This is a genomic window from Pseudomonas putida (genome assembly GCF_030159595.1).
GTDB lineage: Bacteria > Pseudomonadota > Gammaproteobacteria > Pseudomonadales > Pseudomonadaceae > Aquipseudomonas > Aquipseudomonas putida_AC.
Genome location: NZ_BSKJ01000002.1, coordinates 576,980 through 602,598, shown reverse-complemented (window position 1 = coordinate 602,598; position 25,619 = coordinate 576,980). Strand labels below are relative to the sequence as shown.

At 60.8% G+C, this 25,619-nt stretch carries 21 protein-coding genes; 17 read left to right on the top strand and 4 right to left on the bottom strand.

Going from position 1 to position 25,619, the window contains the following annotated elements; translation table 11 throughout:
- Positions 1-71: 71 nt before the first annotated feature.
- Positions 72-1,439: a CYTH domain-containing protein gene (locus tag QQL85_RS07010; protein ID WP_284353052.1), complete on the bottom strand. Its 1,368-nt coding sequence runs from the start codon at positions 1,437-1,439 to the stop codon at positions 72-74.
- Positions 1,440-1,553: 114 nt separating this feature from the next.
- On the opposite strand from QQL85_RS07010, the gene argE reads away from it, so the two are divergent.
- Both argE and argA read left to right on the top strand, forming a co-directional pair.
- On the top strand, positions 1,554-2,696 hold the full coding sequence (gene argE, locus QQL85_RS07005; protein WP_284353053.1) for an acetylornithine deacetylase: 1,143 nt from the start codon (positions 1,554-1,556) through the stop codon (positions 2,694-2,696).
- A gap of 123 nt (positions 2,697-2,819) precedes the next feature.
- Positions 2,820-4,118, top strand: a complete 1,299-nt coding sequence (argA, locus tag QQL85_RS07000) for an amino-acid N-acetyltransferase (protein WP_284353054.1) — start codon at positions 2,820-2,822, stop codon at positions 4,116-4,118.
- Between the two features lie 79 nt (positions 4,119-4,197).
- Here the strand turns inward: argA and QQL85_RS06995 are convergent, their stop codons facing one another.
- Complete coding sequence (locus tag QQL85_RS06995) at positions 4,198-5,574, bottom strand: glutamine synthetase family protein (RefSeq protein WP_284353055.1); 1,377 nt, start codon at positions 5,572-5,574, stop codon at positions 4,198-4,200.
- Between the two features lie 574 nt (positions 5,575-6,148).
- Here QQL85_RS06995 and QQL85_RS06990 point away from each other — a divergent pair.
- From QQL85_RS06990 to QQL85_RS06960, 7 genes are all read left to right on the top strand, one after another.
- On the top strand, positions 6,149-7,507 hold the full coding sequence (locus tag QQL85_RS06990; protein ID WP_016712592.1) for a glutamine synthetase family protein: 1,359 nt from the start codon (positions 6,149-6,151) through the stop codon (positions 7,505-7,507).
- Positions 7,508-7,555: 48 nt separating this feature from the next.
- The gene (locus QQL85_RS06985) at positions 7,556-8,917 is read left to right on the top strand and encodes an aspartate aminotransferase family protein (protein ID WP_284353056.1); all 1,362 of its coding nucleotides are present in this window, start codon (positions 7,556-7,558) and stop codon (positions 8,915-8,917) included.
- Positions 8,918-9,087: 170 nt separating this feature from the next.
- On the top strand, positions 9,088-10,185 hold the full coding sequence (locus tag QQL85_RS06980) for a polyamine ABC transporter substrate-binding protein (protein ID WP_284353057.1): 1,098 nt from the start codon (positions 9,088-9,090) through the stop codon (positions 10,183-10,185).
- A gap of 158 nt (positions 10,186-10,343) precedes the next feature.
- Positions 10,344-11,438 carry a polyamine ABC transporter substrate-binding protein gene (locus QQL85_RS06975; protein ID WP_284353058.1) on the top strand — a complete coding sequence of 365 codons (1,095 nt, stop codon included), beginning with the start codon at positions 10,344-10,346 and terminating at the stop codon, positions 11,436-11,438.
- A gap of 60 nt (positions 11,439-11,498) precedes the next feature.
- Entirely contained in the window at positions 11,499-12,641 is a 1,143-nt protein-coding gene (potA, locus tag QQL85_RS06970; RefSeq protein WP_043198900.1) for a polyamine ABC transporter ATP-binding protein, read from the top strand.
- The gene (locus QQL85_RS06965) at positions 12,638-13,558 is read left to right on the top strand and encodes an ABC transporter permease subunit (RefSeq protein WP_284353059.1); all 921 of its coding nucleotides are present in this window, start codon (positions 12,638-12,640) and stop codon (positions 13,556-13,558) included. Before potA ends, QQL85_RS06965 begins: the two co-directional genes overlap by 4 nt.
- Entirely contained in the window at positions 13,555-14,448 is an 894-nt protein-coding gene (locus QQL85_RS06960) for an ABC transporter permease subunit (RefSeq protein ID WP_016712586.1), read from the top strand. Before QQL85_RS06965 ends, QQL85_RS06960 begins: the two co-directional genes overlap by 4 nt.
- Positions 14,449-14,555: 107 nt before the next feature.
- Here QQL85_RS06960 and QQL85_RS06955 read toward each other — a convergent pair whose 3' ends face one another.
- Positions 14,556-15,011: an REP-associated tyrosine transposase gene (locus QQL85_RS06955; protein WP_284353060.1), complete on the bottom strand. Its 456-nt coding sequence runs from the start codon at positions 15,009-15,011 to the stop codon at positions 14,556-14,558.
- Between the two features lie 453 nt (positions 15,012-15,464).
- Here QQL85_RS06955 and QQL85_RS06950 point away from each other — a divergent pair, with 453 nt between their 5' ends.
- Positions 15,465-15,725: a DUF3077 domain-containing protein gene (locus QQL85_RS06950; RefSeq protein ID WP_284353061.1), complete on the top strand. Its 261-nt coding sequence runs from the start codon at positions 15,465-15,467 to the stop codon at positions 15,723-15,725.
- Positions 15,726-15,926: 201 nt separating this feature from the next.
- On the opposite strand, the gene QQL85_RS06945 is transcribed toward QQL85_RS06950, so the two are convergent.
- A complete protein-coding gene (locus tag QQL85_RS06945) occupies positions 15,927-16,832 on the bottom strand; it encodes an RHS repeat-associated core domain-containing protein (RefSeq protein ID WP_284353062.1) in 906 nt (301 codons plus the stop codon).
- 293 nt (positions 16,833-17,125) lie between these two features.
- Between QQL85_RS06945 and QQL85_RS06940 the strand changes: the two genes are divergently transcribed.
- The 7 genes from QQL85_RS06940 (at position 17,126) to cysW (ending at position 25,616) form a co-directional block, all read left to right on the top strand.
- Positions 17,126-18,214 (top strand): efflux RND transporter periplasmic adaptor subunit, encoded by a 1,089-nt coding sequence (locus tag QQL85_RS06940; RefSeq protein WP_284353063.1) that lies wholly within the window; start codon positions 17,126-17,128, stop codon positions 18,212-18,214.
- Positions 18,211-19,278, top strand: coding sequence for an efflux RND transporter periplasmic adaptor subunit (locus QQL85_RS06935; protein ID WP_284353064.1), 1,068 nt, complete (start codon positions 18,211-18,213; stop codon positions 19,276-19,278). The genes QQL85_RS06940 and QQL85_RS06935 overlap by 4 nt, the downstream gene beginning before the upstream one ends.
- On the top strand, positions 19,275-22,325 hold the full coding sequence (locus tag QQL85_RS06930) for an efflux RND transporter permease subunit (protein ID WP_284353065.1): 3,051 nt from the start codon (positions 19,275-19,277) through the stop codon (positions 22,323-22,325). The genes QQL85_RS06935 and QQL85_RS06930 overlap by 4 nt, the downstream gene beginning before the upstream one ends.
- Positions 22,326-22,574: 249 nt before the next feature.
- A complete protein-coding gene (gene oscA / locus QQL85_RS06925) occupies positions 22,575-22,757 on the top strand; it encodes a sulfur starvation response protein OscA (protein ID WP_016489716.1) in 183 nt (60 codons plus the stop codon).
- Between the two features lie 48 nt (positions 22,758-22,805).
- Positions 22,806-23,813 (top strand): sulfate ABC transporter substrate-binding protein, encoded by a 1,008-nt coding sequence (locus QQL85_RS06920; protein ID WP_016502136.1) that lies wholly within the window; start codon positions 22,806-22,808, stop codon positions 23,811-23,813.
- Between the two features lie 100 nt (positions 23,814-23,913).
- On the top strand, positions 23,914-24,732 hold the full coding sequence (gene cysT / locus QQL85_RS06915) for a sulfate ABC transporter permease subunit CysT (RefSeq protein WP_012274724.1): 819 nt from the start codon (positions 23,914-23,916) through the stop codon (positions 24,730-24,732).
- A gap of 11 nt (positions 24,733-24,743) precedes the next feature.
- Entirely contained in the window at positions 24,744-25,616 is an 873-nt protein-coding gene (gene cysW / locus QQL85_RS06910) for a sulfate ABC transporter permease subunit CysW (RefSeq protein WP_004575843.1), read from the top strand.
- Positions 25,617-25,619 lie beyond the last annotated feature (3 nt).

Here is a 25,619-nt window from a genome sequence, read left to right as displayed (position 1 = left end):
GTTATCAGTGAGCCAGAGATCAGCGCGATCCCTGTGGGAGCGGGTTTACCCGCGAAGCAAGCGACGCGGTCTTACGCCTTGAGCAGGTGCTTCCAGCCACGGCTCTGATCCACCGCCCGAGCTTGCTCGATACGCGCCTCAAGCACTTCATCGCTGATCGGCAACTCCGCCAGCTCATGCAGTTTCTTCAGGTCGCCATACAGGCGGTCCATCTGCGGCGCCTCCAGTACCTGGCGGGCATGGTGCAGCCAGGCCAGCAGCTGTTCGATACGCGGCAACTGCTCGGCCAGGTCTTCCGGGCGCTGGGTGTACAGCGGCAGCTTCAGCGCACGGCCTTCTTCGCCCAGCAGGTGCCCCAGCCAGCTGGCCAACTGCGCCTTGCCCTGGCGTTCGCCACGGCCTTTGCGTTCTGCGGTCCAGGCACGGGCCAGCAGCCAGCGCGAGGTTTCCAGCGAGAATTGGCCCCAACGCACGTCTTCCAGCTCTTCGGCGAATTGTTCTGGGGCGGCGCGGCGGATGTCTTCGTCATCGTTGCCGGCCTGCACCAGCGGGCGCCAGTCTTCCAAAAGAGCGTCCAGGTTGCTGCGCAAATCGCGGGTAGTGGCACGCGGCGCGGCCTGGCCCAGGCTGGCGGTGATGGCGCGCAGTTCGCTCAGGCACTCGACCCAGTCTTGCAGCAGGCGCCAGTGGCCATTATGCCGATATTGCTCCGCCAGGCGCTGGCTGCTGCCCAGCAGTTGCCAGGCCAGTGCGGCGTAGGCATCGTCCACAGCCATTTCGGCGTCCAGCTCGGTGTGCGGCAGGCCCAGCTCGTAGCTGTCCGGCTCCAGCAGGCGGTAGCCACGCTCGGCCTTGCTGATGTCGCACGGCATCAGTGGCAGGCTGGCGGCCAGCTCGGCAGCCAGCTCCAGCAGTGCCTGCGGTTCACCTTCGCGCAGCTCCAGCTCCAGCTCGCAGATTTCTTCCTTGCGCTTGCCGGCGATCACGAAGCCCTGGTCCAGCGCGGCCTCGATCACCACTTTGCTCTTGCCACGGCCCCAGGCGATTTCGGCGTATTCACGGCTGAAGTCGGTGGTGAACAGTGGCTTGATGGTTTTCTTGTCCAGGTTGGCCAGTTGCTCGGGCCAGCAGGTGGCGTCCAGCTTCTTCAGGTCGAGCTTGACCTTGTCCAGGTTCCACTCGTACTCGTTGCGCTCGGACAGGCCAGCCACGCTGGTACCGCGGCACTTGAGGGTCTGGATGACGGCGTCGCCGTCGCGGCGCAGGCGCAGGGCGACACGGGCGGCGGACAGCTCACGCTCGGGGGTGTCGAAGTACTGGTTGAGCAGTTCGCGGGTCTGCCAGCCGGACTTGTTGCGCTTTTTCAGCAGAGGGTGCTCGCGCAGGGCGGCAAGGGTCTCGCGGCTGGCGCGGAGCTTCAGTTCGGTTTCTTTGTGCATCACAGACTCGAAGGGGGGCGTGGTTGGCAGAGAGTCTACAGCAGTCCGCTGCCAACGGTTTATTCCAGACAGCGGATAGTCCTATGATGGGCAACGCTTCCGAGGAGTATGTGCATGCCGTTGCCGACGCTGAAAGACCAGTTTGCCGCCTTGATCGCCGCGCCTTCGGTCAGCTGCACCCAACCCGCGCTGGACCAGTCCAACCGCCAGGTCATCGACCTGCTGGCGGGATGGCTGGGCGATCTGGGTTTCACATGTGACATCCAGCAGGTCACCCCCGGCAAGTTCAACCTGCTCGCCAGCCGTGGCGCCGGCCCGGGTGGCCTGGTGCTGGCAGGGCACAGCGACACCGTGCCCTATGACGAACAACTGTGGGCCAGCGACCCGTTGAAGCTGACCGAGGTCGATGGCCGCTGGGTTGGCCTGGGCAGCTGCGACATGAAGGGCTTCTTCGCCTTGGTCATCGAAGCCGTCATCCCATTGCTGGAGCACGACTTCAAGCAGCCACTGCTGATCCTCGCCACCTGCGACGAAGAAAGCTCCATGTCCGGCGCCCGCGCCCTGGCCGAGGCCGGCCAACCGCTGGGCCGTGCGGCAGTAATCGGTGAGCCGACCGGTCTGCGACCGATCCGCATGCACAAGGGCATCCTCATGGACCGCATCGACATCCTCGGGCGCAGCGGCCATTCGTCAGACCCAAGCCTGGGCCGCAGCGCCCTGGAGGCCATGCACGCGGTAATGGGCGAGCTGATGGGCCTGCGCCAGCAATGGCAGCAAACCTATCGCAACCCACAGTTCACCGTGCCGACCCCGACCTTGAACTTTGGCTGCATCCACGGCGGCGACAACCCCAACCGCATCTGCGGCCAGTGCGCCCTGGAGTTCGACCTGCGGCCGTTGCCGGGCATGGATGTGGAGCAGCTGCGCGCCGCCATTCGCGAAAAGCTGGTGCCGGTCGCCGAGCGTCATGATGTGCGCATCGATTACGCACCGCTGTTTCCGGAGGTGCCGCCGTTCGAGCAGGCCGCCGATGCCGAACTGGTGCAAGTGGCGGAACGCCTGACCGGCCATCGCGCCGAAGCAGTGGCGTTCGGCACTGAAGCGCCTTATCTTCAGCAACTGGGCTGCCAGACCATCGTGCTGGGCCCTGGCGATATCGCCTGTGCCCACCAGCCTGGCGAATACCTTGAAATGTCACGAATCGAGCCTACCGTGCGTCTATTGCGTGACCTGATCCGGCACTATTGCCTGCACTAAACGTCAATCGAGTTGATTCGTTCCTGCCTAGAGGAGACCGCGCGTGACCGCAAGCCTGTTCCGACGATGATCCTGAACGCCCCTGTACCGCCGTTCTCCGTCCACTTATCCACAGGCCCTGTCATGCCCGACTACGTCAACTGGCTGCGTCATGCCTCCCCGTACATCAATGCCCATCGCGACTGCACTTTCGTGGTCATGCTCCCAGGCGATGGGGTGGAACACCCTAATTTCGGCAACATCGTCCACGACCTGGTGCTGCTGCACAGCCTTGGCGTGCGCCTGGTGCTGGTGCATGGCTCGCGCCCGCAGATCGAAAGCCGCCTGGCTGATCGCGGGCTGACCCCGCACTACCACCATGGCCTGCGCATCACCGACGCAGCCACCCTCGATTGCGTGATTGATGCCGTTGGTGCCCTGCGCCTGGCCATCGAGGCACGTTTGTCGATGGACATCGCCGCGTCGCCGATGCAGGGTTCGCGGCTGCGTGTGGCGTCCGGCAACCTGGTCACCGCGCGGCCTATCGGCGTGCTGGAAGGGGTGGATTACCACCACACCGGTGAAGTGCGCCGTGTCGACCGCAAGGGCATCAGCCGCCTGCTCGACGAGCGTTCCATCGTGCTGCTGTCGCCACTGGGCTACTCGCCTACCGGCGAAATCTTCAACCTGGCCTGCGAAGACGTGGCCACCCGCGCTGCCATCGAGCTGGGTGCTGACAAGCTGCTGCTGTTCGGTGCCGAGCCAGGGCTGCTGGATGCAGATGGCAAGCTGGTGCGAGAGCTGCGCCCGCAACAGGTTGCCCCGCATCTTCAGCGCTTGGGCAGCGACTATCAGGGCGAGTTGCTGGATGCTGCTGCCGAGGCCTGCAAGGGCGGCGTGGCGCGCAGCCATATCGTCAGCTATGCCGAAGACGGCGCCTTGCTGACCGAGCTGTTCACGCGTGGCGGTGGCGGTACGCTGGTGTCGCAGGAGCAGTTCGAAGTGGTGCGCGAGGCGACCATCGAGGACGTAGGCGGCCTGTTGGAGCTGATCAGCCCGTTGGAAGAGCAGGGCATCCTGGTGCGTCGTTCGCGCGAGGTGTTGGAGCGTGAGATCGAGCAGTTCAGCGTGGTTGAGCGCGAGGGCATGATCATCGCCTGTGCGGCGCTGTACCCGATTGCCGATTCCGAGGCAGGGGAACTGGCGTGCCTGGCGGTGAACCCGGAGTACCGTCATGGCGGGCGTGGGGATGAATTGCTGGAGCGTATCGAGAGCCGGGCGCGGCAGATGGGGTTGAGTACCTTGTTCGTGCTGACGACGCGTACGGCGCACTGGTTCCGCGAGCGCGGGTTTGCGCCTAGCGGGGTTGAGCGGCTGCCGGCTGCACGGGCTTCGCTGTACAACTACCAGCGCAATTCGAAGATATTCGAGAAGTCCTTGTAACCTGCACCGGCGATAGGGCCGGTACAGCCAATGCATTTCCCGGAATGAAAAACGCCGCCCTTGGGGGCGGCGTTTTTGTTTACACGGTATGCAGGTACCAGTTGTACTCAAGGTCGGAGATCGAATGCTCGAACTCCTCCAGCTCGCTCTCCTTGCACGCGACGAAGATGTCGATGTACTTCGGATCGATGTACTTGTTCAGGATCTCGCTGTCGTCCAGCTCGCGCAGGGCATCGCGCAGGTTGTTCGGCAGGCTCTGCTCCAGTTGCTCGTACGAGTTGCCTTCGATCGGCTCACCCGGCTCGATCTTGTTGGTCAGGCCATGGTGCACGCCAGCCAGCACGGCAGCCATCATCAGGTACGGGTTGGCGTCGGCACCGGCCACGCGGTGCTCGATGCGCACGGCGTCCGCCGAGCCGGTCGGCACGCGCAGGGCCACGGTGCGGTTGTCCAGGCCCCAGCTTGGCGCGTTCGGTACATAGAACTGCGCGCCAAAGCGGCGGTACGAGTTGACGTTCGGGCAAAGGAACGCCATGGACGCAGGCAGGGTCTCGAGCACACCGCCGACAGCGTGACGTAGCGCGGCGTTCTGCTCGGGATCCTCGCTGGTGAAGATGTTGTTGCCATCTTTGTCCAGCACGGAAATGTGTACATGCAGGCCGTTGCCTGCCTGGCCCGGGTAGGGCTTGGCCATGAAGGTGGTGTCCATTTCATGGTCGTAGGCGATGTTCTTGATCAACCGCTTGAGCAGTACCGCGTAGTCGCAGGCCTTGAGCGGGTCGGCCACATGGTGCAGGTTGACTTCGAACTGCGCCGGGGCGCTTTCCTTGACGATGGCGTCGGCCGGGATGCCTTGTTCTTTCGCGCCTTCAAGGATGTCCTGCAGGCAGTCGGCATATTCGTCGAGGTCGTCGATCAGGTACACCTGGGTCGACTGTGGGCGTTTGCCCGAAATGGGCGAGCGTGGCGGCTGCGGGCGGCCGTTCACGTTCTCCTGGTCGATCAGGTAGAACTCCAGCTCGAATGCAGCGCAGATGGTCAGGCCCATCTCGGTGAACTTGCTCACCACTTGGCGCAGCACTTCACGAGGGTCGGCGAAGAACGGCTCGCCTTCGATCTCGTGCATGGTCATCAGCAGCTGGGCAGTGGGGCGCTTTTGCCACGGCTCGTTACAGAGCGTGTCAGGGATCGGGTAGCAGATGCGGTCCGCATCGCCGATGTCCAGGCCAAGCCCGGTGCTTTCGACGGTGGAACCGTTGATGTCCAGGGCGAAGAGGGAGGCCGGCAGGTTGATGCCTTTCTCGTAAACCTTGTGGAGGCTGGTGCGCTCAATGCGCTTGCCACGCACCACACCATTCATATCTGCAATCAGAAGGTCAACGTAGAGAACCTCAGGATGTTCCTTAAGGAACGCGTTCGCTTCGTTAAGCTGAACGGCACGCGGGGGTACCGACATGATGCAACACCTTTGTTGTTAAAAATATCAATCAAGGGGGGCTTGCAGGACCAGTCAATCGAAAAGCCATACTGATGTCAAGCCAACCCCATGATGCCCTGAAATGGCACATCTACGGCAGATTTGCTGCATATCGGGGCGTGCCATTATCCGCTATTTCCGTTGTGAAGGGCTATCTCAAGCGCACCGTCTTTTATTTTTTACGCAGGTGTTGTGTAAAAAAATGAACAAGGCTAAGCTCGGTCTCAACCCAAAACACAATAATACGAGGGTCACATGGTCCGCTTGCCGCGACCTGAAAGCACTGCCTGCGCAGCGCCATCGGGTACCTCCGTCGTTTTTGCAAGCTTCGTCAATGGCGTGGCCGCCCTGGCCGCAATAATTGACGTTTGGCGCGCCCGGGCCCGCCCTCGTAGCGGCTTGCCGCCCTTCGTTTCGTCTTCCTGCCTTTCGAACTCATTACGGATACAGCTGTTTTCAGTGTATCCACTGCGGCGCTGCGCGGGGGTTTTTGCTTTAGCAATGTACTCCATCCAGAATCAGAGCGCGGACCACCTTACCTCCTGAGGTATTTATGAGTAACAACCTCGACCAGCTCACCGATTGGTTGAAAGAGCACAAGATCACCGAAGTCGAATGCATGATCAGTGACCTGACCGGCATCACGCGCGGCAAGATTTCGCCTACCAACAAATTCATCGCCGAAAAAGGCATGCGCCTGCCCGAGAGCGTGCTGCTGCAGACCGTGACCGGCGACTACGTCGACGACGACATCTATTACGAACTGCTCGACCCGGCAGACATCGACATGATCTGCCGCCCTGACGAAAAGGCCGTGTTCCTCGTGCCGTGGGCCATCGAGCCGACCGCTCAGGTGATCCACGACACCTACGACAAGAAGGGCAACCCGGTCGAACTGTCGCCGCGCAACGTGCTGAAGAAGGTATTGAAACTCTACGCCGACAAGGGCTGGCAGCCGATCGTCGCGCCCGAGATGGAGTTCTACCTGACCAAGCGCAGCGAAGACCCGGACTTCCCGCTGCAGCCCCCGGTTGGCCGTTCAGGCCGCCCGGAAACCGGCCGCCAGTCGTTCTCGATCGAAGCCGCCAACGAATTCGACCCGCTCTTCGAAGATGTCTACGACTGGTGCGAACTGCAGCAGCTGGACCTCGACACGCTGATCCACGAAGACGGCACGGCGCAGATGGAAATCAACTTCCGTCACGGCGACGCGCTGCACCTTGCCGACCAGATTCTGGTGTTCAAGCGCACCATGCGCGAGGCGGCGCTCAAGCACAACGTGGCCGCCACCTTCATGGCCAAGCCGATGACCGGCGAACCGGGCAGTGCCATGCACCTGCACCAGAGCGTGGTCGACGTGGCCACCGGCAAGAATATCTTCAGTAACGAAGACGGCAGCATGAGCGCGCTGTTCCTCAATCACATTGGTGGCCTGCAGAAGTTCATCCCCGAAGCGCTGCCGCTGTTCGCCCCCAACGTCAACTCGTTCCGCCGTTTCCTGCCCGATACCTCGGCGCCGGTGAACGTGGAGTGGGGCGAGGAGAACCGCACCGTGGGCCTGCGTGTACCGGATGCCGGGCCGCAAAGCCGCCGGGTCGAGAACCGCCTGCCGGGCGCTGACGCCAACCCTTACCTGGCCATCGCCGCCAGCCTGCTGTGTGGCTACATCGGCATGGTCGAAGGCATCGAGGCCAGTGCGCCGGTGCAGGGCCGTGGCTATGAACGTCGCAACCTGCGCTTGCCGCTGACCATCGAAGATGCCCTGGAACGCATGGAAAACAGCCGTGCGCTGGTGCAGTACCTGGGCAAGAAATTCATTACCGGATATGTCGCCACCAAGCGCGCCGAGCACGAAAACTTCAAACGCGTCATCAGTTCCTGGGAGCGTGAGTTCCTGCTGTTCGCTGTCTGATCAACCCTGGTGCCGCAGGAGCGCGGCGGTCGAATTACGGAGAAGCACATGAGCGTCAACAACCCGCAAACCCGTGAATGGCAAACCCTGAGCGGGGAGCATCATCTCGCACCTTTCAGTGACTACAAACAGCTGAAAGAGAAGGGGCCGCGCATCATCACCAAGGCCCAGGGTGTGCATTTGTGGGACAGCGAGGGGCACAAGATCCTCGACGGTATGGCTGGCCTTTGGTGCGTAGCGGTGGGCTATGGGCGGGAAGAGCTGGTGCAGGCGGCAGAAAAGCAGATGCGCGAGCTGCCGTACTACAACCTGTTCTTCCAGACCGCCCACCCGCCCGCGCTGGAGCTGGCCAAGGCGATCACCGACGTGGCGCCCGAAGGCATGACCCATGTGTTCTTCACCGGCTCCGGCTCCGAAGGCAACGACACCGTGCTGCGCATGGTGCGCCACTACTGGGCGCTGAAGGGCAAGCCGCACAAGCAGACCATCATCGGCCGTATCAACGGCTACCACGGCTCCACCGTGGCCGGCGCCAGCCTGGGTGGCATGAGCGGCATGCATGAGCAGGGCGGCTTGCCGATTCCGGGCATCGTGCATATACCGCAGCCGTATTGGTTCGGTGAAGGTGGCGACACGACCCCGGACCAGTTTGGTGTGTGGGCAGCCGAGCAGTTGGAGAAGAAAATCCTCGAAGTCGGCGAAGACAACGTCGCCGCCTTCATCGCCGAGCCGATCCAAGGCGCTGGCGGCGTGATCATCCCGCCAGAAACCTACTGGCCGAAGGTGAAGGAGATCCTCGCCAAGTACGACATCCTGTTCGTCGCCGACGAAGTCATTTGTGGTTTCGGCCGTACCGGCGAGTGGTTCGGTTCTGACTACTACGACCTCAAGCCCGACCTGATGACCATCGCCAAGGGCCTGACCTCCGGTTACATCCCCATGGGCGGTGTGATCGTGCGTGACACCGTGGCCAAGGTGATTAGCGAAGGTGGTGACTTCAACCACGGTTTCACCTACTCCGGCCACCCGGTGGCGGCGGCGGTAGGCCTGGAAAACCTGCGCATCCTGCGCGACGAGAAAATTGTCGAGAAGGCGCGCACTGAAGCGGCACCGTATTTGCAAAAGCGTTTGCGTGAGCTGCAGGACCACCCGCTGGTGGGTGAGGTACGCGGCCTGGGCCTGCTCGGCGCGATCGAGCTGGTCAAGGACAAAGCCACCCGCAGCCGGTACGAAGGCAAGGGCGTAGGCATGATCTGCCGTAATTTCTGCTTCGAGAACGGCCTGATCATGCGTGCGGTGGGTGACACCATGATCATCGCGCCGCCGCTGGTGATCAGCCACGCCCAGATCGACGAGCTGGTGGAAAAGGCGCGCAAGTGCCTGGACCTGACGCTCGAAGCGATCAACTGAGCACCTGCTAGGCTAGCGATGTGACATTAAGTCGTTACAAGGCCCTGCTTTCCTTGAAACAGAGCCTTGTAACTTGCCAGACTAGCGACTGCTTCAGTCGCCCAAACGCGTGTACTGCGGGACCTGGCTGCTGAACGGATGGCTAATCAAAAAAATCTGGAGCATGACGCATGAATAAAATGGGCAAGACGTTGCTGGCCGCAGCCCTGATGGGTGCCATGGCTACTGCTGCACAAGCTGACGACAAGGTGTTGAACGTCTACAACTGGTCGGACTACATCGCGCCAGACACCATCGCCAAGTTCGAGAAGCAGACCGGTATCAAGGTCAAGTACGACGTCTTCGACAGCAACGAAACCCTCGAAGCCAAGCTGCTGGCCGGCAAGTCGGGCTACGACATCGTCGTGCCGTCCAACAACTTCCTGGCCAAGCAGATCAAGGCCGGCGTATACGAGGAACTGGACCGTTCCAAGCTGCCGAACTGGAAGAACCTCGACCCGGACCTGCTCAAAGCTGTTGGCGACGCCAGCGACAAGGACAACAAGCACGCCTTCCCGTACATGTGGGGCTCGATCGGCATCGGCTACAACCCGGAGAAGGTCAAAGCCGCGCTGGGCGTGGACAAGATCGACTCGTGGGACGTGGTGTTCAAGCCGGAGAACATCGCCAAGCTCAAGAGCTGCGGCGTAAGCTTCCTCGACGCGCCGACCGAAATGCTGCCAGCCGCGCTGCACTACCTGGGCCTGCCGAGCAACAGCACCAAGAAAGAAGACCTGAAGGCCGCCGAGGACCTGTTCCTCAAGATCCGTCCTTCGATCACCTACTTCCACTCGTCCAAGTACATTGGCGACATGGCCAACGGCAACATCTGCGTGGCCGTCGGTTACTCGGGTGACCTGGAGCAGTCCAAGGCCCGCGCCCATGAAGCTGGCGACAAGGTCAAAGTGGACTACGTCATTCCGAAAGAAGGTGCCGGTACCTTCTACGACATGGTCGCCATCCCGAAAGATGCCGAGCATAAAGACGCTGCCTACCAGTTCATGGACTTCCTGATGCAGCCAGAAATCATGGCTGAAATCACCAACGCCGTGCGCTTCCCGAACGGCAACGCTGCTGCCACCCCGTTCGTGGACAAAGACATCACCAGCGACCCGAGCATCTACCCGCCTGCCGAAGTGAAGAAGCAGCTGTACGCGATCGCTGCGCCTGACGCTTCCGTGCAGCGTGTGATCACCCGCAGCTGGACCAAGATCAAGTCGGGCAAGTAAGCCCGATGCGGCACCTCTGGGCCGGGGTTTTCCGGCCCAGAACCTGTGAAAGGCAATTGATGATTGCGGCATCGAAGCTGCGAAGGTAAGTTGCGCGCCGGTTTTGCGTGTGCGGCAGCATTGTCGCTACCCAGGCACTGATTGTGAGGAGCACCCACTTGTCTATTTCTGTATTCCGCAAGGCCTTGATGGCTGGTGCGGGCCTGACGCTGGCATGCAGCGTCCAAGCGGCGCCTACGGTGCACTTCTACAACTGGTCCGACTATATCGGCCCGACCACACTCGCGGACTTCGAGAAAGCGACGGGCATCAAGCCCGTGCAGGACGTGTTCGACTCCAACGAAACCCTGGAAGGCAAACTGCTGGCCGGTAATACCGGTTATGACGTGGTGGTGCCGTCCAACCATTTCCTCGGCAAGCAGATCAAGGCGGGCGCGTTCCAGAAGCTCGACAAGAACCTGCTGCCCAACTATGCCAACCTCGACCCGGCGTTGATGAAACGCCTGGAAAAGAACGACCCGGGCAACCAGTACGCCGTGCCTTACCTGTGGGGCACCAACGGCATCGGTTACAACGTCGACAAGGTGAAGGCCGCGCTGGGCGTGGACACCATCGACTCCTGGGCCGTGCTGTTCGAGCCCGAGAACATGAAGAAGCTCTCCAAGTGCGGTGTGGCTTTCCTCGACTCGGCAGACGAAATGCTCCCGGCGGTGCTCAACTACATGGGGCTCAACCCCAACAGCACCGACCCGAAGGACTATGCAAAAGCCGAGCAGAAGCTGCTGGCCGTGCGCCCGTATGTGACCTACTTCCACTCGTCCAAGTACATCACCGACCTGGCCAACGGCGACATCTGCGTCGCGGCAGGCTTCTCGGGTGATGTGTTCCAGGCCAAGGCCCGCGCTGAAGAAGCGAAGAAGGGCGTGAACCTGGCCTACGCCATTCCCAAGGAAGGCGGCAACCTCTGGTTCGACGTGTTGGCGATCCCCGCGGACGCCAAGAACGTCAAAGAGGCGCATGCCTTCATCAACTATTTGCTGAAGCCTGAGGTTATCGCCCAGGTCAGTGATTACGTCGGTTACGCCAACCCGAACCCCAAGGCTGGCGACCTGATGGACCAGGCCGTGAGGACTGACGCCGCGGTTTACCCACCGCAGGAAGTGCTGGACAAGATGTTCGTGAATTCAGAGTTGCCACCCAAGGTGCAACGTTTGATGACGCGTAGCTGGACCAAGGTCAAGTCGGGCAAGTAACAATCCAGGCCCGCCGCCCAAGCCGGGGCGGGCACACAAATCTTGTTGGGAGTTTCACTCATGGCAGTTGCCTCCGGTGCCTATAAGAAAGCCCTCGAGGGTGGCCAGCAACCCAAGCAGGTGCTGGTCAAAATCGACCGGGTCACGAAGAAGTTCGACGAAACCATCGCCGTAGACGATGTGTCTCTGGAAATCCGCAAAGGCGAGATCTTCGCCCTGCTGGGTGGCTCCGGTTCCGGCAAATCGACCCTGCTGCGCATGCTGGCCGGCTTCGAGCGCCCTACCGAAGGGCGGATCCTGCTCGACGGCGTCGACATCACCGACATGCCGCCCTACGAGCGGCCGATCAACATGATGTTCCAGTCCTATGCGCTGTTCCCGCACATGACCGTGGCGCAGAACATCGCCTTCGGCCTGCAGCAGGACAAGCTGCCCAAGGCGGACATCGACGCCCGCGTGGCCGAGATGCTCAAGCTGGTGCACATGACCCAGTACGCCAAGCGCAAGCCGCACCAGCTGTCTGGTGGCCAGCGTCAGCGCGTGGCCCTGGCCCGCTCTCTGGCCAAGCGCCCCAAGTTGCTGCTGCTCGACGAGCCGATGGGTGCGCTGGACAAGAAACTGCGGTCGCAGATGCAGCTGGAACTGGTGGAGATCATCGAGCGTGTGGGCGTGACCTGCGTGATGGTGACCCACGACCAGGAAGAGGCCATGACCATGGCCCAGCGTATCGCCATCATGCACCTGGGCTGGATCGCCCAGATCGGCTCGCCTGTGGACATCTACGAGACGCCCACCAGCCGCCTGGTGTGCGAGTTCATCGGCAACGTCAACCTGTTCGAAGGTGAAGTGGTCGACGACGCCGAGGGCCACGCGATCATTGCCAGCCCGGAGCTGGAGCGCAAGATCTATGTGGGCCACGGCATCACTACCTCGGTGGAAGACAAGCACATCACCTACGCTCTGCGGCCGGAGAAGATGCTGGTCACCACTCAGCAGCCGACCTGCGAGCACAACTGGTCGCGCGGCAAGGTGCACGACATTGCTTACCTGGGCGGCCACTCGGTGTTCTACGTCGAGCTGCCGAGCGGCAAGGTGGTCCAGTCGTTCGTCGCCAACGCCGAGCGCCAGGGCACCCGCCCTACCTGGGGCGATGAAGTGTATGTGTGGTGGGAAGACGACAGCGGCGTGGTACTGCGGTCATGAAACTGCGCAAGCTCAAGCGAGCCTTCCAGCGCCTGACCCCGAAGGGGCGGCACATGGTGATCGGCGTGCCGTTCATCTGGCTGTTCCTGTTCTTCATGCTGCCGTTCTTCATCGTGCTGAAGATCAGCTTCGCCGAAGCCGACGTGGCGATCCCGCCGTATACCGAGATCTACAGCTACGTCGAAGACAAGATCCAGCTGGTACTCAACCTGGCCAACTACGGCCTGCTGACCGAGGATGAGCTGTACCTCTCGGCTTACCTGGGCTCGCTGAAGATGGCGTTCTTCAGCACCCTGCTGTGCCTGCTGATCGGCTTCCCGATGGCCTACGCCATCGCCAACGCCAAGAAGGAGACCCAGACGGTCCTGCTGCTGCTGATCATGATGCCGACCTGGACCGCGATCCTGATCCGCGTCTACGCCTGGATGGGCATCCTCAGCAATAACGGCCTGCTCAACGGCTTCCTGATGTGGACCGGGTTGATCGACCAGCCGCTGCAGATCCTCAACACCAACCTGGCGGTGTACATCGGCGTGGTCTATTCGTACCTGCCGTTCATGATTCTGCCGCTGTTCGCCAACCTGGTTAAGCACGACCCGAGCCTGCTCGAAGCGGCGTCCGACCTGGGGTCGAGCACCTTCAACAGCTTCTGGAAAATCACCGTACCGCTGTCGAAAAACGGCATCATCGCCGGCTGCATGCTGGTGTTCATCCCGGTGGTGGGCGAGTTCGTGATTCCTGAACTGCTCGGCGGCCCGGAAACCCTGATGATCGGTAAGGTGCTGTGGCAAGAGTTCTTCAACAACCGTGACTGGCCGGTAGCCTCTGCCCTGGCGGTAGTGATGCTGGCGATCCTGATCGTGCCGATCCTGCTGTTCAACCGCAGCCAGGCCAAAGAAATGGAGGGCCGCGCATGAAACGCTTCAGTTTCTCCAAGCTGATGCTGGTGCTCGGCTTGCTGTTCATCTACTTGCCGATGCTGATCCTGGTGATCTACTCGTTCAACGCCTCCAAGCTGGTGACGGTGTGGGGTGGATGGTCGATCAAGTGGTACGTCGGCCTGCTCGACAACACCCAGCTGATGGGTTCGGTGATGCGCTCGCTGGAAATCGCCTGCTACACGGCGGTGGCGGCGGTGGCGCTGGGTACCCTGGCGGCCTTCGTGCTGACCCGGGTCACCCGCTTCAAGGGTCGCACGCTGTTCGGTGGCCTGGTCACCGCACCGCTGGTCATGCCTGAAGTGATCACGGGTCTGTCGCTGTTGCTGCTGTTCGTGGCCATGGCGCAGATGATCGGCTGGCCGCAGGAGCGCGGTATCGTCACCATCTGGATCGCCCACACCACGTTCTGTGCAGCGTATGTGGCGGTGGTGGTGTCGGCACGCCTGCGTGAGCTGGACCTGTCGATCGAAGAAGCGGCAATGGACCTGGGTGCCAAGCCGTGGAAGGTGTTCTTCCTGATCACCATCCCGATGATCGCGCCATCGCTGGCGGCGGGCGGCATGATGTCGTTCGCGCTGTCGCTGGACGACCTGGTACTGGCCAGCTTCGTGTCCGGCCCTGGTTCGACCACCTTGCCGATGGAAGTGTTCTCGGCGGTGCGCCTGGGCGTGAAGCCTGAGATCAACGCCGTGGCCAGCCTCATTCTGCTGTCGGTGTCGCTAGTGACCTTCTTTGTCTGGTACTTCAGCCGCCAGGCCGAAGAGCGTCGTCGCAAGGCGATTCAGCAGGCGATCGAAGAGGGTGCGGCGGCCAATGCCTCGCAGCCTCAGGTCAAGCGCCCGGCGCAGGTGGCTGCGTCGGCCTGACCTGGCCTCTTCGCGGGTGAACCCGCTCCCACAGGGAATTGCACAACCTTCAAACTGTGCACGGTCCCTGTGGGAGCGGGTTCACCCGCGAAGGCCCCAGCACAATTTCAAAGCCAGATTGCATCCCAGTGTGGATAGTCCCTGACACTCCTGACCAGTCCAGCCCGCAAGGGGTTGGCAACGATGTATCTGGCTACATGCACCATGCTTTCCTCTCTTCTCAATGCCCGGTCCTGATACCCAGGCTGCCACACCGGGTCATGCTCAACCCCCGCCTGATGCAAAACCAGACTGGATCTGGATTTGAACCTGCGCATCAATGTACCCAGCGTTGTGCCTTTCAACTCGATCAGCCAATGCAGATGGTCTGGCATCAGTACCCAGGCCAGTGAACGGCAGGCGTGCTCCTGATCGGATTGCCGCATTTGGTGAATGACCAGCCTTGCATGGTGGAAATCATGGAACAGTGGTTTGCGCTGATGTGTAACCGTGGTCAGCAGGTACAACCTACCGAGTTCTGAATAGCGACCACGGCGCAGCAGATGGGATTGGGCTAGAGGCATTGGCTTCTTCCTTGAAAAGTGACCTCTCCAAGGTAGTGGCTGTGAAACCGCGAAAGTGCTTTGGATAGTTTCTGGATATGGCAGGGGGCTTGTGGGTGGCTGTACCGGCCCTTTCGCGGGTAAACCCGCGAAGAGGCCCTCAAACCGTACGACTTTTCATCAATTCAAACCCAATGCTTCAGTCAGAGCAGCTTGGGAATTATCCTACGACCCGTGTGGAAGCTGCTCTGTTGTAGGGGAAATGCCCCAGGGATAACGTCGTTGGGTCGCCACTTCGGTGACTGGGTGTGAGAACCCAACGATATAGTGCTTCGTCATGGCAGCCGTGCGCGGGCAGGCTTACGTCTGGCTGCGTTCCTATATCCGCGGTTTCTCACCTCGCGTACGGTTGCCGCCCTGATCCGTGAGAAAGATGAGGGTGGCAGCTCCTTGACCAGATATAGGAGATCCACCATGACTAACCATCCAACTAGCAGCACCACCGTCGGCCAAGAAACCTGCATGGACCTCTTCCGCGTCCAGGCCAATATCCCCTTCAACCATGCCTTCTCCGAACTGTCAGTGATGCTCGGATGCATCAACCACCTGACGACCGAAGCCGAGATGGAAAATGACCGGTTGGCCGGTAGCGCAGCGCGAATCCTGAGTGGCTTTGCCAAAGCACTGATCGATGACATTGAGCTGGGGCTGAACAAGGCTTCCGTCCAGGTTTGACCTGTTCTGGCCTCTTCGCGGGCACGCCCACATCCACAGGAAAAGCAGAGGCGTGAGGCCGGCGAGCATCTTTCGAAGGCGGGCCGGGAAGAGGCCCGCTCAGACGCTGAAATTACCGAGCTGACCCCTTCCAATGATCCTTTATGCATGTGTAATTATGCTGGTTTGGTTATAGCCCCCGACGGGGCTGTGTTCGATCAATCACTGTGGTTTTGGTGGCGCTAAATCCTGCGCGGCATCGTCTCTACTATTTTGCGAACGATAAATTTCTGTGCGGAGGTTTTTTGATTTGTTTTGGACTTTTATGAACTCAAGGACTCGTTTGTTATCTGCGGGAAGAGCTTTTATAGCTTCAGCGTTTTTTCTAAGAAATGCTAATGCTTTATAGTAGGTGTCTTCAATGTGTTCGTTTCCATTTGAGTATTCTGAAGTGGACGTTTTTTTCGGAGAAGCAACCACGTCTTGTTGGATGCTTGGTTTCAATATGCTGTTTGAGGGGGTAGTGGATTTAAGTTTTTGCGAGGAGATTTTTTCACTGGACTTGAAGGTTTTTATTGTGTCTTCTCCCCAGCTGACGGGTACATTTTTAATCGGGTGTCGTTCTATATTAGGGCGCTTTGAAATCGTTGGATTTTTCCTTCTGGCTACCAGGTTGAAAACGCCGGCTTCCCCAGAGTGATCTGAAAGATTTACCGGGTCACCTGAGCAGTAAGCGTATGCATTTAGGCCGCCCCGTCCGAATGGGCTCCATTGATCGGGAGAATAGAAACGCATGAGTTTGGGGTTGTAAAGTCTGCGGCCACTACCGAGGTGATAGGTATCTATATTCCAGTCAAAACGCTCGCCGGTGAACAAGGTCATAAGCGTTGGCGGAATATCGTTGGCGACATGTCCATAGCAGGAAAATGCAAGCGATTTTTCATCATTGCAAGTTTTGGCGGTAAGTACAGAGAGGGCGTTGTCAGTAGCAAGAATGGATGTGAGGGTGTTATTGGCTACTGTTTCAATTTCTGCATGATTACCGCTTTGGGTTGAGAGAAAGGAGTGGGAGCCTGAGTCATTAATTGTGGTGGCCAGCTTCTGGTTGGTTCGATAAAATAGTTTCATGTAAATTATCCTTGGTTGCTGGGCGTTCTGTACAAGCTTCGGATTATTATTCAAGCTGCGTGTTTGCGGAAACTGGCATTTTTACTAGTTTTTTATCCGATTGCTTGTCTCACATTCATTGTCAACGATCGGGAAGGGTCCTTTTCCTGTCAGAGACTATTCTCTAACAGTGTATCCACCCAAGGTGCTCCATTCTAAAAATAGGTATGGCTCTCGTCTGTGCCTTTAGCCAACCCTGAACTACGCTGACAGTCGCATCCCACAAATCATTTGTGCGCAAGCAAGGAGCCAGCATGGCGTTGGTGCGTCCGCTGTCGGTCATTTGCCTGGGGCTGCTGTACGTGCTCACCGGCTGTAGCAAGGAAGAGTTCCCCGAGACGCTGCCTCGGGTTGGTGTGCAACAGGTTCAACCCACCGATTTCGCTGCCAGGGTCACCCTGACGGGCGATGTGCAAGCGCGGGTGCAGACTGACCTGTCGTTCCGTGTGGGCGGCAAGATCATTTCGCGCAGCGTCGATGTGGGCGACCACGTCAAGGCCAACCAGGTGCTGGCGCGGCTGGACCCGAAAGACCTGCAAAACAACGTCGACTCGGCCAAGGCCGAGGTGTTCGCCGCCCAGGCGCGGGTCACCCAGACCAGCGCCGCCTTTGTGCGCCAGCAAAAGCTGCTGCCCAAGGGTTACACCAGCCAGAGTGAATACGACTCCGCTGAAGCCGCGCTGCGCAGCAACCAGAGCGCGCTCAAGGCCGCCCAGGCGCAACTGGCCAACGCCAACGAACAGCTCAGCTACACCACACTGGTCTCCGAGGCCGCTGGGGTAATCACCGAACGCCAGGCCGAAGTGGGCCAGGTGGTGCAGGCCACCATGCCCATCTTCAGCCTGGCCACCGATGGCGACCGCGATGCGGTGTTCAACGTGTACGAATCGCTGCTGGTGGCGCCGCCCAGCGATGCCGGGGTGATCGTCAGCCTGCTGGACAACCCCAAGGTCCAGGCACATGGCTTCGTGCGTGAAATCACCCCCACGGTATCGGCGCAAAGCGGCACGGTGCAGGTCAAGGTAGGCCTGAAAGATGTGCCCGCGGGCATGCAGTTGGGCGCACCGGTCACCGCCACCACCAATGCCCAGGGCCGGCCCAGCGTCGAGCTGCCGTGGTCGGCACTGACAAAAGCCCTGCATGAGCCTGCCGTATGGGTGGTGGGCGAGGGCGACAAGGTTGAACTGCGCAAGGTCGAGGTCAGCCGTTACCTCACCGGCAAGATCGTGGTCGCCAGCGGCCTGAAAGGCGGCGAGACCGTGGTGGTCAATGGCGGCCAGTTGCTGCACCCCGGCATGCAGGTGCAGAAGATCGACGCCAAGGCCCAAGGGGGTGAGCTATGAAGCGCCTGCTGCTGATGCTGTCGGCTGGCGTGCTGCTGGTGGGGTGCAGCAGCGAGGACGAGGCGCCAGAGCCGATTCGGCCTGTGTTGTCGGTCAAGGTAGAACCCCAGGTGCAGTCGCAACTGGGGCGTTTTGCCGGCAGCATTCAGGCGCGCTTTGAAAGCACACTGGGCTTTCGGGTTTCCGGGCGTATCGCCCGGCGTTGGCTGGATGTGGGCGCCCAGGTGAAACCGGGCGATACCTTGGCCACCCTCGACCCGACCGACCAGCAAAACCAGCTGCGTGCTGCCGAAGGCGACCTGGCCAAGGTGCAGGCCCAATGGATCAACGCCCAGGCCGATGCCCGCCGCCAGCAGCAACTGTACGACCGTGGGGTAGGCGCCCAGGCCCAGCTGGATATCGCCCAGACCAACCTGAAAACCACCAGCGCGGCGCTGGAACAGGCGCGCTCGGCGCTCAGCCAGGCGCGTGACCAGCTTGACTACAGCACCTTGCGAACCGACCACGCTGCCGTGATCACCGCCTGGCAGGCCGAAGCCGGGCAAACCGTCACCGCCGGCCAGGCCGTGGTAACCCTGGCCAGGCCGGATGTGAAGGAAGCGGTGATCGACCTGCCGATCGGCCTGGCCGAGCAGTTGAGCCAGGGCCTGACCTTTACCGTGGCCTCGCAACTGGACCCGACCATCAACACCACGGCCAGCCTGCGCGAGCTGGAACCCCAGGCCGACGCCACCACCCGCACCCGACGCGCCCGCCTGACCCTGGCCAGCACACCGGCGGCGTTCCACCTGGGCACCGCCATCAGCGTGACCTTGAGCTCGGAAGTGACCCCACGCAGCGAGTTGCCCGCGAGCGCCTTGCTGGAACGTGACGGCAAAACCCAGGTATGGGTGATCGACACGCAGCAGAAGACCGTGGCAACCCGTGACGTGGCGCTGATCGAACGTACCGCCGACAGCATCGTGCTGACGTCGGGCGTGCAGCCCGGTGAGCGCGTCGTTACCGCAGGTGTGAACAGCCTGAAGCCTGGCCAAAAGGTCACCTTCGACGAGGATGCGCAATGAAAGGAAGCTTCAACCTGTCCGATTGGGCACTCAAGCATCAATCCTTCGTCTGGTACCTGATGTTCGTTGGCTTGCTGATGGGGATTTTTTCCTATTTCAACCTGGGCCGTGAGGAAGACCCGTCGTTCACCATCAAGACCATGGTGATCCAGACCCGTTGGCCAGGCGCAACCCAGGACGAGACGCTGTACCAGGTCACCGACCGCATCGAAAAGAAGCTCGAAGAGCTCGACTCCCTCGATTACACCAAAAGCTATACCCGGCCGGGTGAGTCCACGGTCTATGTGTACCTGCGCGACACCACCAAGGCCAAGGACATCCCGGATATCTGGTACCAGGTGCGCAAGAAGATCCAGGACATTCGCGGCCAGTTCCCTCAGGGCATCCAGGGGCCTGCGTTCAACGACGAATTCGGTGATGTATTCGGCTCGATCTACGCCTTTACCTCCGATGGCCTTACCCTGCGCCAGTTGCGCGATTATGTGGAGCAAGCCAGGGCTGAGGTCCGCGATGTTCCCAATATTGGCAAGATCGAGTTGATCGGTACCCAGGATGAAGTGCTGTACCTGAACTTCTCTACCCGCAAGCTGGCCGCGCTGGGCATTGACCAGCGCCAGGTCATGCAGGCCTTGCAATCGCAGAACGCCGTGACCCCGGCCGGCGTGATCGAGGCGGGCCCCGAGCGCATTTCGGTGCGCACTACCGGGCAGTTCGCCTCGGAAAAAGACCTGGAAACGGTCAACCTGCGCATCAATGACCGCTTCTTCCGCCTGGCGGATATTGCTGATATCGAACGCGGGTATGTCGACCCGCCGTCACCCATGTTCCGCTACAACGGCCAGACTGCGCTTGGGCTGGCCATCGGCATGAAGGCGGGTGGCAACATCCAGGTGTTCGGTGCGGCGCTGAAAAAGCGCATGGACAAAGTGGTCGAGGACTTGCCGGTAGGGGTTGGGGTACACACCGTGTCGGACCAGGCGGTGGTGGTGAAGCAGGCTGTCGGCGGCTTCACCAGCGCGTTGTTCGAAGCCGTGGTGATCGTACTGGGGGTGAGCTTCATCAGCCTGGGCGTGCGCGCAGGCCTGGTGGTGGCCTGCTCGATCCCGCTGGTGCTGGCCATGGTGTTCGTGTTCATGGAGTACAGCGGCATCACCATGCAGCGGATTTCGCTGGGCGCCCTGATCATTGCGCTTGGCCTGCTGGTAGACGATGCGATGATCACCGTGGAGGTGATGGTCACGCGGCTGGAGATGGGCGAAAGCAAGGAGCAGGCGGCAACCTTTGCCTACACCTCCACAGCCTTCCCCATGCTGACCGGCACCCTGGTGACTGTGGCCGGTTTCGTGCCGATCGGCCTGAACGCCAGTTCGGCCGGTGAGTATACCTACACCCTGTTTGCCGTGATTGCCGTGGCGCTGATCGTGTCGTGGGTGGTGGCGGTGTTCTTCGCGCCCGTGCTGGGCGTACACATCCTTAGCAGCAAGGTCAAACCCCATGAAGCCGAGCCTGGCCGCCTGGGCAAGGCCTTCGAACATGGCCTGCTGTGGTGCATGCGCAACCGCTGGTTGACCATCATCGGTACCGTGCTGTTGTTCGTGCTAGCCATTTTCTGTGAGCGTTTTGTGCAGAACCAGTTCTTCCCGTCCTCGGACCGCCCGGAAATCCTGGTCGACCTCAACCTGCCGCAAAACGCCTCGATCGAGGAGACGCGCAAGGTGGTCGACCGCTTCGAGGCACGGATCAAGGATGACCCAGACCTGGTTCGCTGGAGCACCTACATCGGCCAGGGGGCTATTCGTTTCTACCTGCCCCTCGATCAACAATTGCAGAACCCGTACTACGCGCAGTTGGTGATCGTCAGCAAAGGCTTCGAAGAGCGTCAGGCCATGATGGATCGCTTGCAGAAGATCCTGCATGAAGAGTTCGTCGGCATCGGCACCAACGTACAGTCGCTGGAAATGGGCCCGCCGGTAGGGCGGCCGATCCAGTATCGGGTCAGTGGTGGCAACATCGACGAGGTGCGCAAACACGCCATCGAACTGGCCACCTTGCTCGACCAGAACGAGCACATCGGCGAGATGATCTACGACTGGAACGAGCCGGGTAAGGTACTGCGGGTGGAAATCGCCCAGGACAAGGCACGCCAGCTGGGGCTGTCGTCGGAAGACGTGGCCAATGTGATGAACAGCATCGTCAGCGGTGTGCAGATCACCCAGGTCAACGACAACATCTACCTGGTCAACGTGGTGGCCCGTGCCGAAGACAGCGAGCGCGGCTCGCCTGATACCCTGCAAAACCTGCAGATCCTCACGCCCAACGGCACTTCGATCCCATTGCTGTCGTTCGCCACGGTGCGTTATGAGCTGGAGCAGCCGCTGGTGTGGCGCCGGGACCGCAAACCGACCATCACCATCAAGGCTTCGGTCAATGGCGACATCCAGCCCACCGACCTGGTGGCCCAGCTGAAGCCGAAGATCGACGAATTCGCCAGCAAGCTGCCGGTGGGCTTCGAAGTGGCCACCGGCGGTACGGTGGAGGAGAGCGCCAAGGCGCAAGGGCCGATCCGCAAGGTGATTCCGTTGATGCTGTTCCTGATGGCCACCTTCCTGATGATCCAGCTGCACAGCGTGCAGAAGCTGTTCCTGGTGGTGAGTGTGGCGCCGCTGGGGCTGATCGGCGTGATCATCGCGCTGGTGCCGACAGGCACGCCGATGGGCTTTGTCGCGATCCTTGGCATCCTCGCGTTGGCGGGCATCATCATTCGTAACTCGGTGATCCTGGTGACCCAGATCGACGAGTTCGAGGCCCAGGGCTTCTCGCCGTGGGACGCGGTGGTGGAGGCTACCAACCACCGGCGCCGGCCGATTCTGCTGACGGCGGCGGCGGCGAGCCTGGGCATGATCCCGATTGCCCGCGAAGTGTTCTGGGGGCCGATGGCCTACGCCATGATTGGCGGGATCATCGTGGCCACCCTGCTGACGCTGCTGTTCCTGCCGGCCTTGTATGTGGCCTGGTACAAGATCCGCGAGCCGCAAAAACAAAACTGAAGCCTTACTCGGACCCTGTGGGAGCGGGTTTACCCGCGAATGCGATGGTGCATTTACCGCCGCATTCGCGGGTGAACCCGCTCCCACAGGGCCTTCTGTTGCCTTCAAGAAAGTATCTTGAATTTGGTTATATAAACATTCTTAAACAGTATTTTTAAGAATAACTCCGCCTCACTACTATTGCCCTCAAGCCAGGCGCAAATCCCCTTCAAACCTCTGCCCGGCACCCTCACTCCAAGGAGAACGAGCATGAGTGCATCTCTGCGTAGCATCGACGGTCAGGACGAAGCCACCATTCTGCGTGAAATCCAGAGCGCCCTGCGCGACCTGCGATTTGGTGCGGTGGAGATCACCGTGCACAACGCTCAGGTCGTACAGATCGAGCGTAAGGAGAAGTTCCGCCTGCAACAGCCCGGCAACAAGTCCGGCTGATCGCACCTCACATCCAAAATTAGAAAAATGCCAATCGGGAGCTTCACCATGTCCATCCGCCGTTATGCGCTCGCCGCCCTGGCCAGTGCTGTTTTTGCCGGTTCCGCCATCGCCAAGGACTACGAACTGCTGAACGTGTCCTACGACCCGACCCGCGAGCTGTACCAGCAGTACAACGCCGAGTTCATCAAGCACTGGCAGCAGGCCCACCCGGGCGACAAGGTGAAGATCCAGCAATCCCACGGCGGCTCGGGCAAGCAGGCCCGTGCGGTGATCGACGGCCTGCGCGCCGACGTGGTGACCCTGGCCCTGGCCGGTGACATCGACGAAGTGGCCAAGCTCGGCAAGACCTTGCCGGACAACTGGCAGACCCGCCTGCCGGATGCCAGCACCCCGTACACCTCGACGATCGTGTTCCTGGTGCGCAAGGGCAACCCGAAAGGCATCAAGGACTGGGGCGACCTGATCAAGAAGGACGTTTCGGTCATCACGCCCAACCCTAAAACGTCTGGCGGTGCGCGTTGGAACTTCCTGGCGGCCTGGGCCTATGGCCTGAAAGCCGGCGGTAGCGAAGACAAGGCCAAGGCCTATGTGCAGGAGCTGTTCAAGCATGTACCGGTGCTGGACACCGGCGCCCGTGGCTCGACCATCACCTTCGTCAACAACGGCCAGGGCGACGTGTTGCTGGCCTGGGAAAACGAAGCCTTCCTGGCGCTGAAGGAAGACGGGGGTGCCGACAAGTTCGACATCGTCGTGCCGTCTCTGTCGATCCTGGCTGAGCCGCCAGTGGCAGTGGTGGACAAGAACGCCGAGAAGAAGGGCAATACCGACATTGCCACCGAATACCTCAAGCACCTGTACAGCCCGGCCGGGCAGAAAATTGCCGCCGAGAACTTCTACCGCCCGCGTGACGAGAAGGTCGCTGCCGAATTTGGTAAGCAATTCCCGAAACTGGACCTGGTAACCATCGACAAGGACTTCGGTGGCTGGAAGACTGCACAGCCCAAATTCTTCAATGATGGCGGTGTGTTCGACCAGATCTATCAGGCACAGTAAACGCCAGGGAAAAGCGGGGCCGCAAGGCAGCCCCAAGATTCAGAAGCTTGCACCGGCCCGGGATTGATTCCGGGCTTCGTGCGTTCAACCAGGGATACTTATGTCACGTCGTATTTCCCCCGTCATACCCGGCTTCGGGCTGACGCTGGGCTACACCTTGGTGTACCTCAGCCTGATCGTGCTGATACCGCTGGCAGCCATGTTCATTCATGCCTCTCAGCTGACCTGGGAGCAGTTCTGGAACATCATCAGTGCGCCGCGGGTGATCGCCGCGCTCAAGCTGAGTTTCGGCACCGCCCTGTTCGCCGCCATCATCAACGGGGTGATCGGCACCCTGCTGGCCTGGGTGCTGGTGCGCTACACCTTCCCAGGCCGCAAGATCATCGACGCGATGATCGACCTGCCGTTCGCGCTGCCCACCGCCGTTGCCGGTATTGCCCTGACTGCCCTGTACGCGCCTGCGGGCTGGGTCGGCCAGTTCGCCACCGACCTTGGCTTCAAGATCGCCTACACCCCGCTGGGCATCACCCTGGCGCTGACCTTCGTCACCTTGCCGTTCGTGGTGCGCACGGTGCAGCCGGTACTGGCCGACATCCCGCGTGAAGTGGAAGAGGCCGCCGCCTGCCTGGGGGCCAAGCCGCTGCAGGTGTTCCGGCATATTCTGGCGCCGGCCCTGCTACCCGCCTGGCTCACCGGTTTTGCCCTGGCCTTCGCCCGTGGCGTGGGTGAGTATGGATCGGTGATCTTCATTGCCGGCAACATGCCGATGAAAACCGAGATCCTGCCGCTGCTGATCATGGTCAAGCTCGACCAGTACGACTACACCGGCGCGACCGCCATCGGCGTGCTGATGCTGGTGGTTTCCTTCATCCTGCTGCTGCTGATCAACCTGCTGCAGCGCCGCATCGAAACCCCTTGAAGGAGGCCGGCATGTCCAGTTCATCCCTGAGTGCAAGCGCCGCCGCCAACGCCGCCCGCCGTGGCAGCGCTACTTCCCGGCGCATTCTCATCGGCCTTGGCTGGCTGGTGTTCGCGCTGTTCCTGCTGCTGCCGCTGGTGATCGTGGTATCGCAGGCGCTGAAGAACGGCTTTGGTACCTTCTTCGAAGCGATCTTCGAGCCTGATGCCTTGTCGGCTCTGAAGCTGACCCTGCTTGCCGTGGTCATCTCGGTGCCATTGAACCTGGTGTTCGGTGTCAGCGCCGCCTGGTGCGTGAGCAAATACACCTTCCGTGGCAAGAGTATCCTGGTCACCCTGATCGACCTGCCGTTCTCGGTGTCGCCGGTCATCGCCGGCCTGGTCTATGTGCTGATGTTCGGTGCGCAAGGCCTGTTCGGCCCCTGGCTGCAAGACCACGACATCCAGATCGTCTTCGCCCTGCCGGGCATCGTCCTGGCGACTATCTTCGTTACCGTGCCGTTCGTGGCCCGTGAGCTGATCCCGCTGATGCAGGAGCAGGGCACGCAAGAAGAGGAGGCCGCGCGCCTGCTCGGTGCCAATGGCTGGCAGATGTTCTGGCATGTGACCTTGCCCAACATCAAATGGGGCCTGATCTATGGCGTGGTGCTGTGTACTGCACGGGCCATGGGCGAGTTTGGCGCGGTGTCGGTGGTGTCGGGCCACATTCGTGGCGTGACCAACACCTTGCCGCTGCATGTAGAGATCCTCTACAACGAGTACAACCACGTCGCGGCCTTTAGCGTGGCCAGCCTGTTGCTGATCCTGGCGCTCTTCATCCTGCTGCTCAAGCAGTGGAGCGAGAACCGTATTAACCGCCTGCGCCACAGCGCCGCGGAGGAATGATTC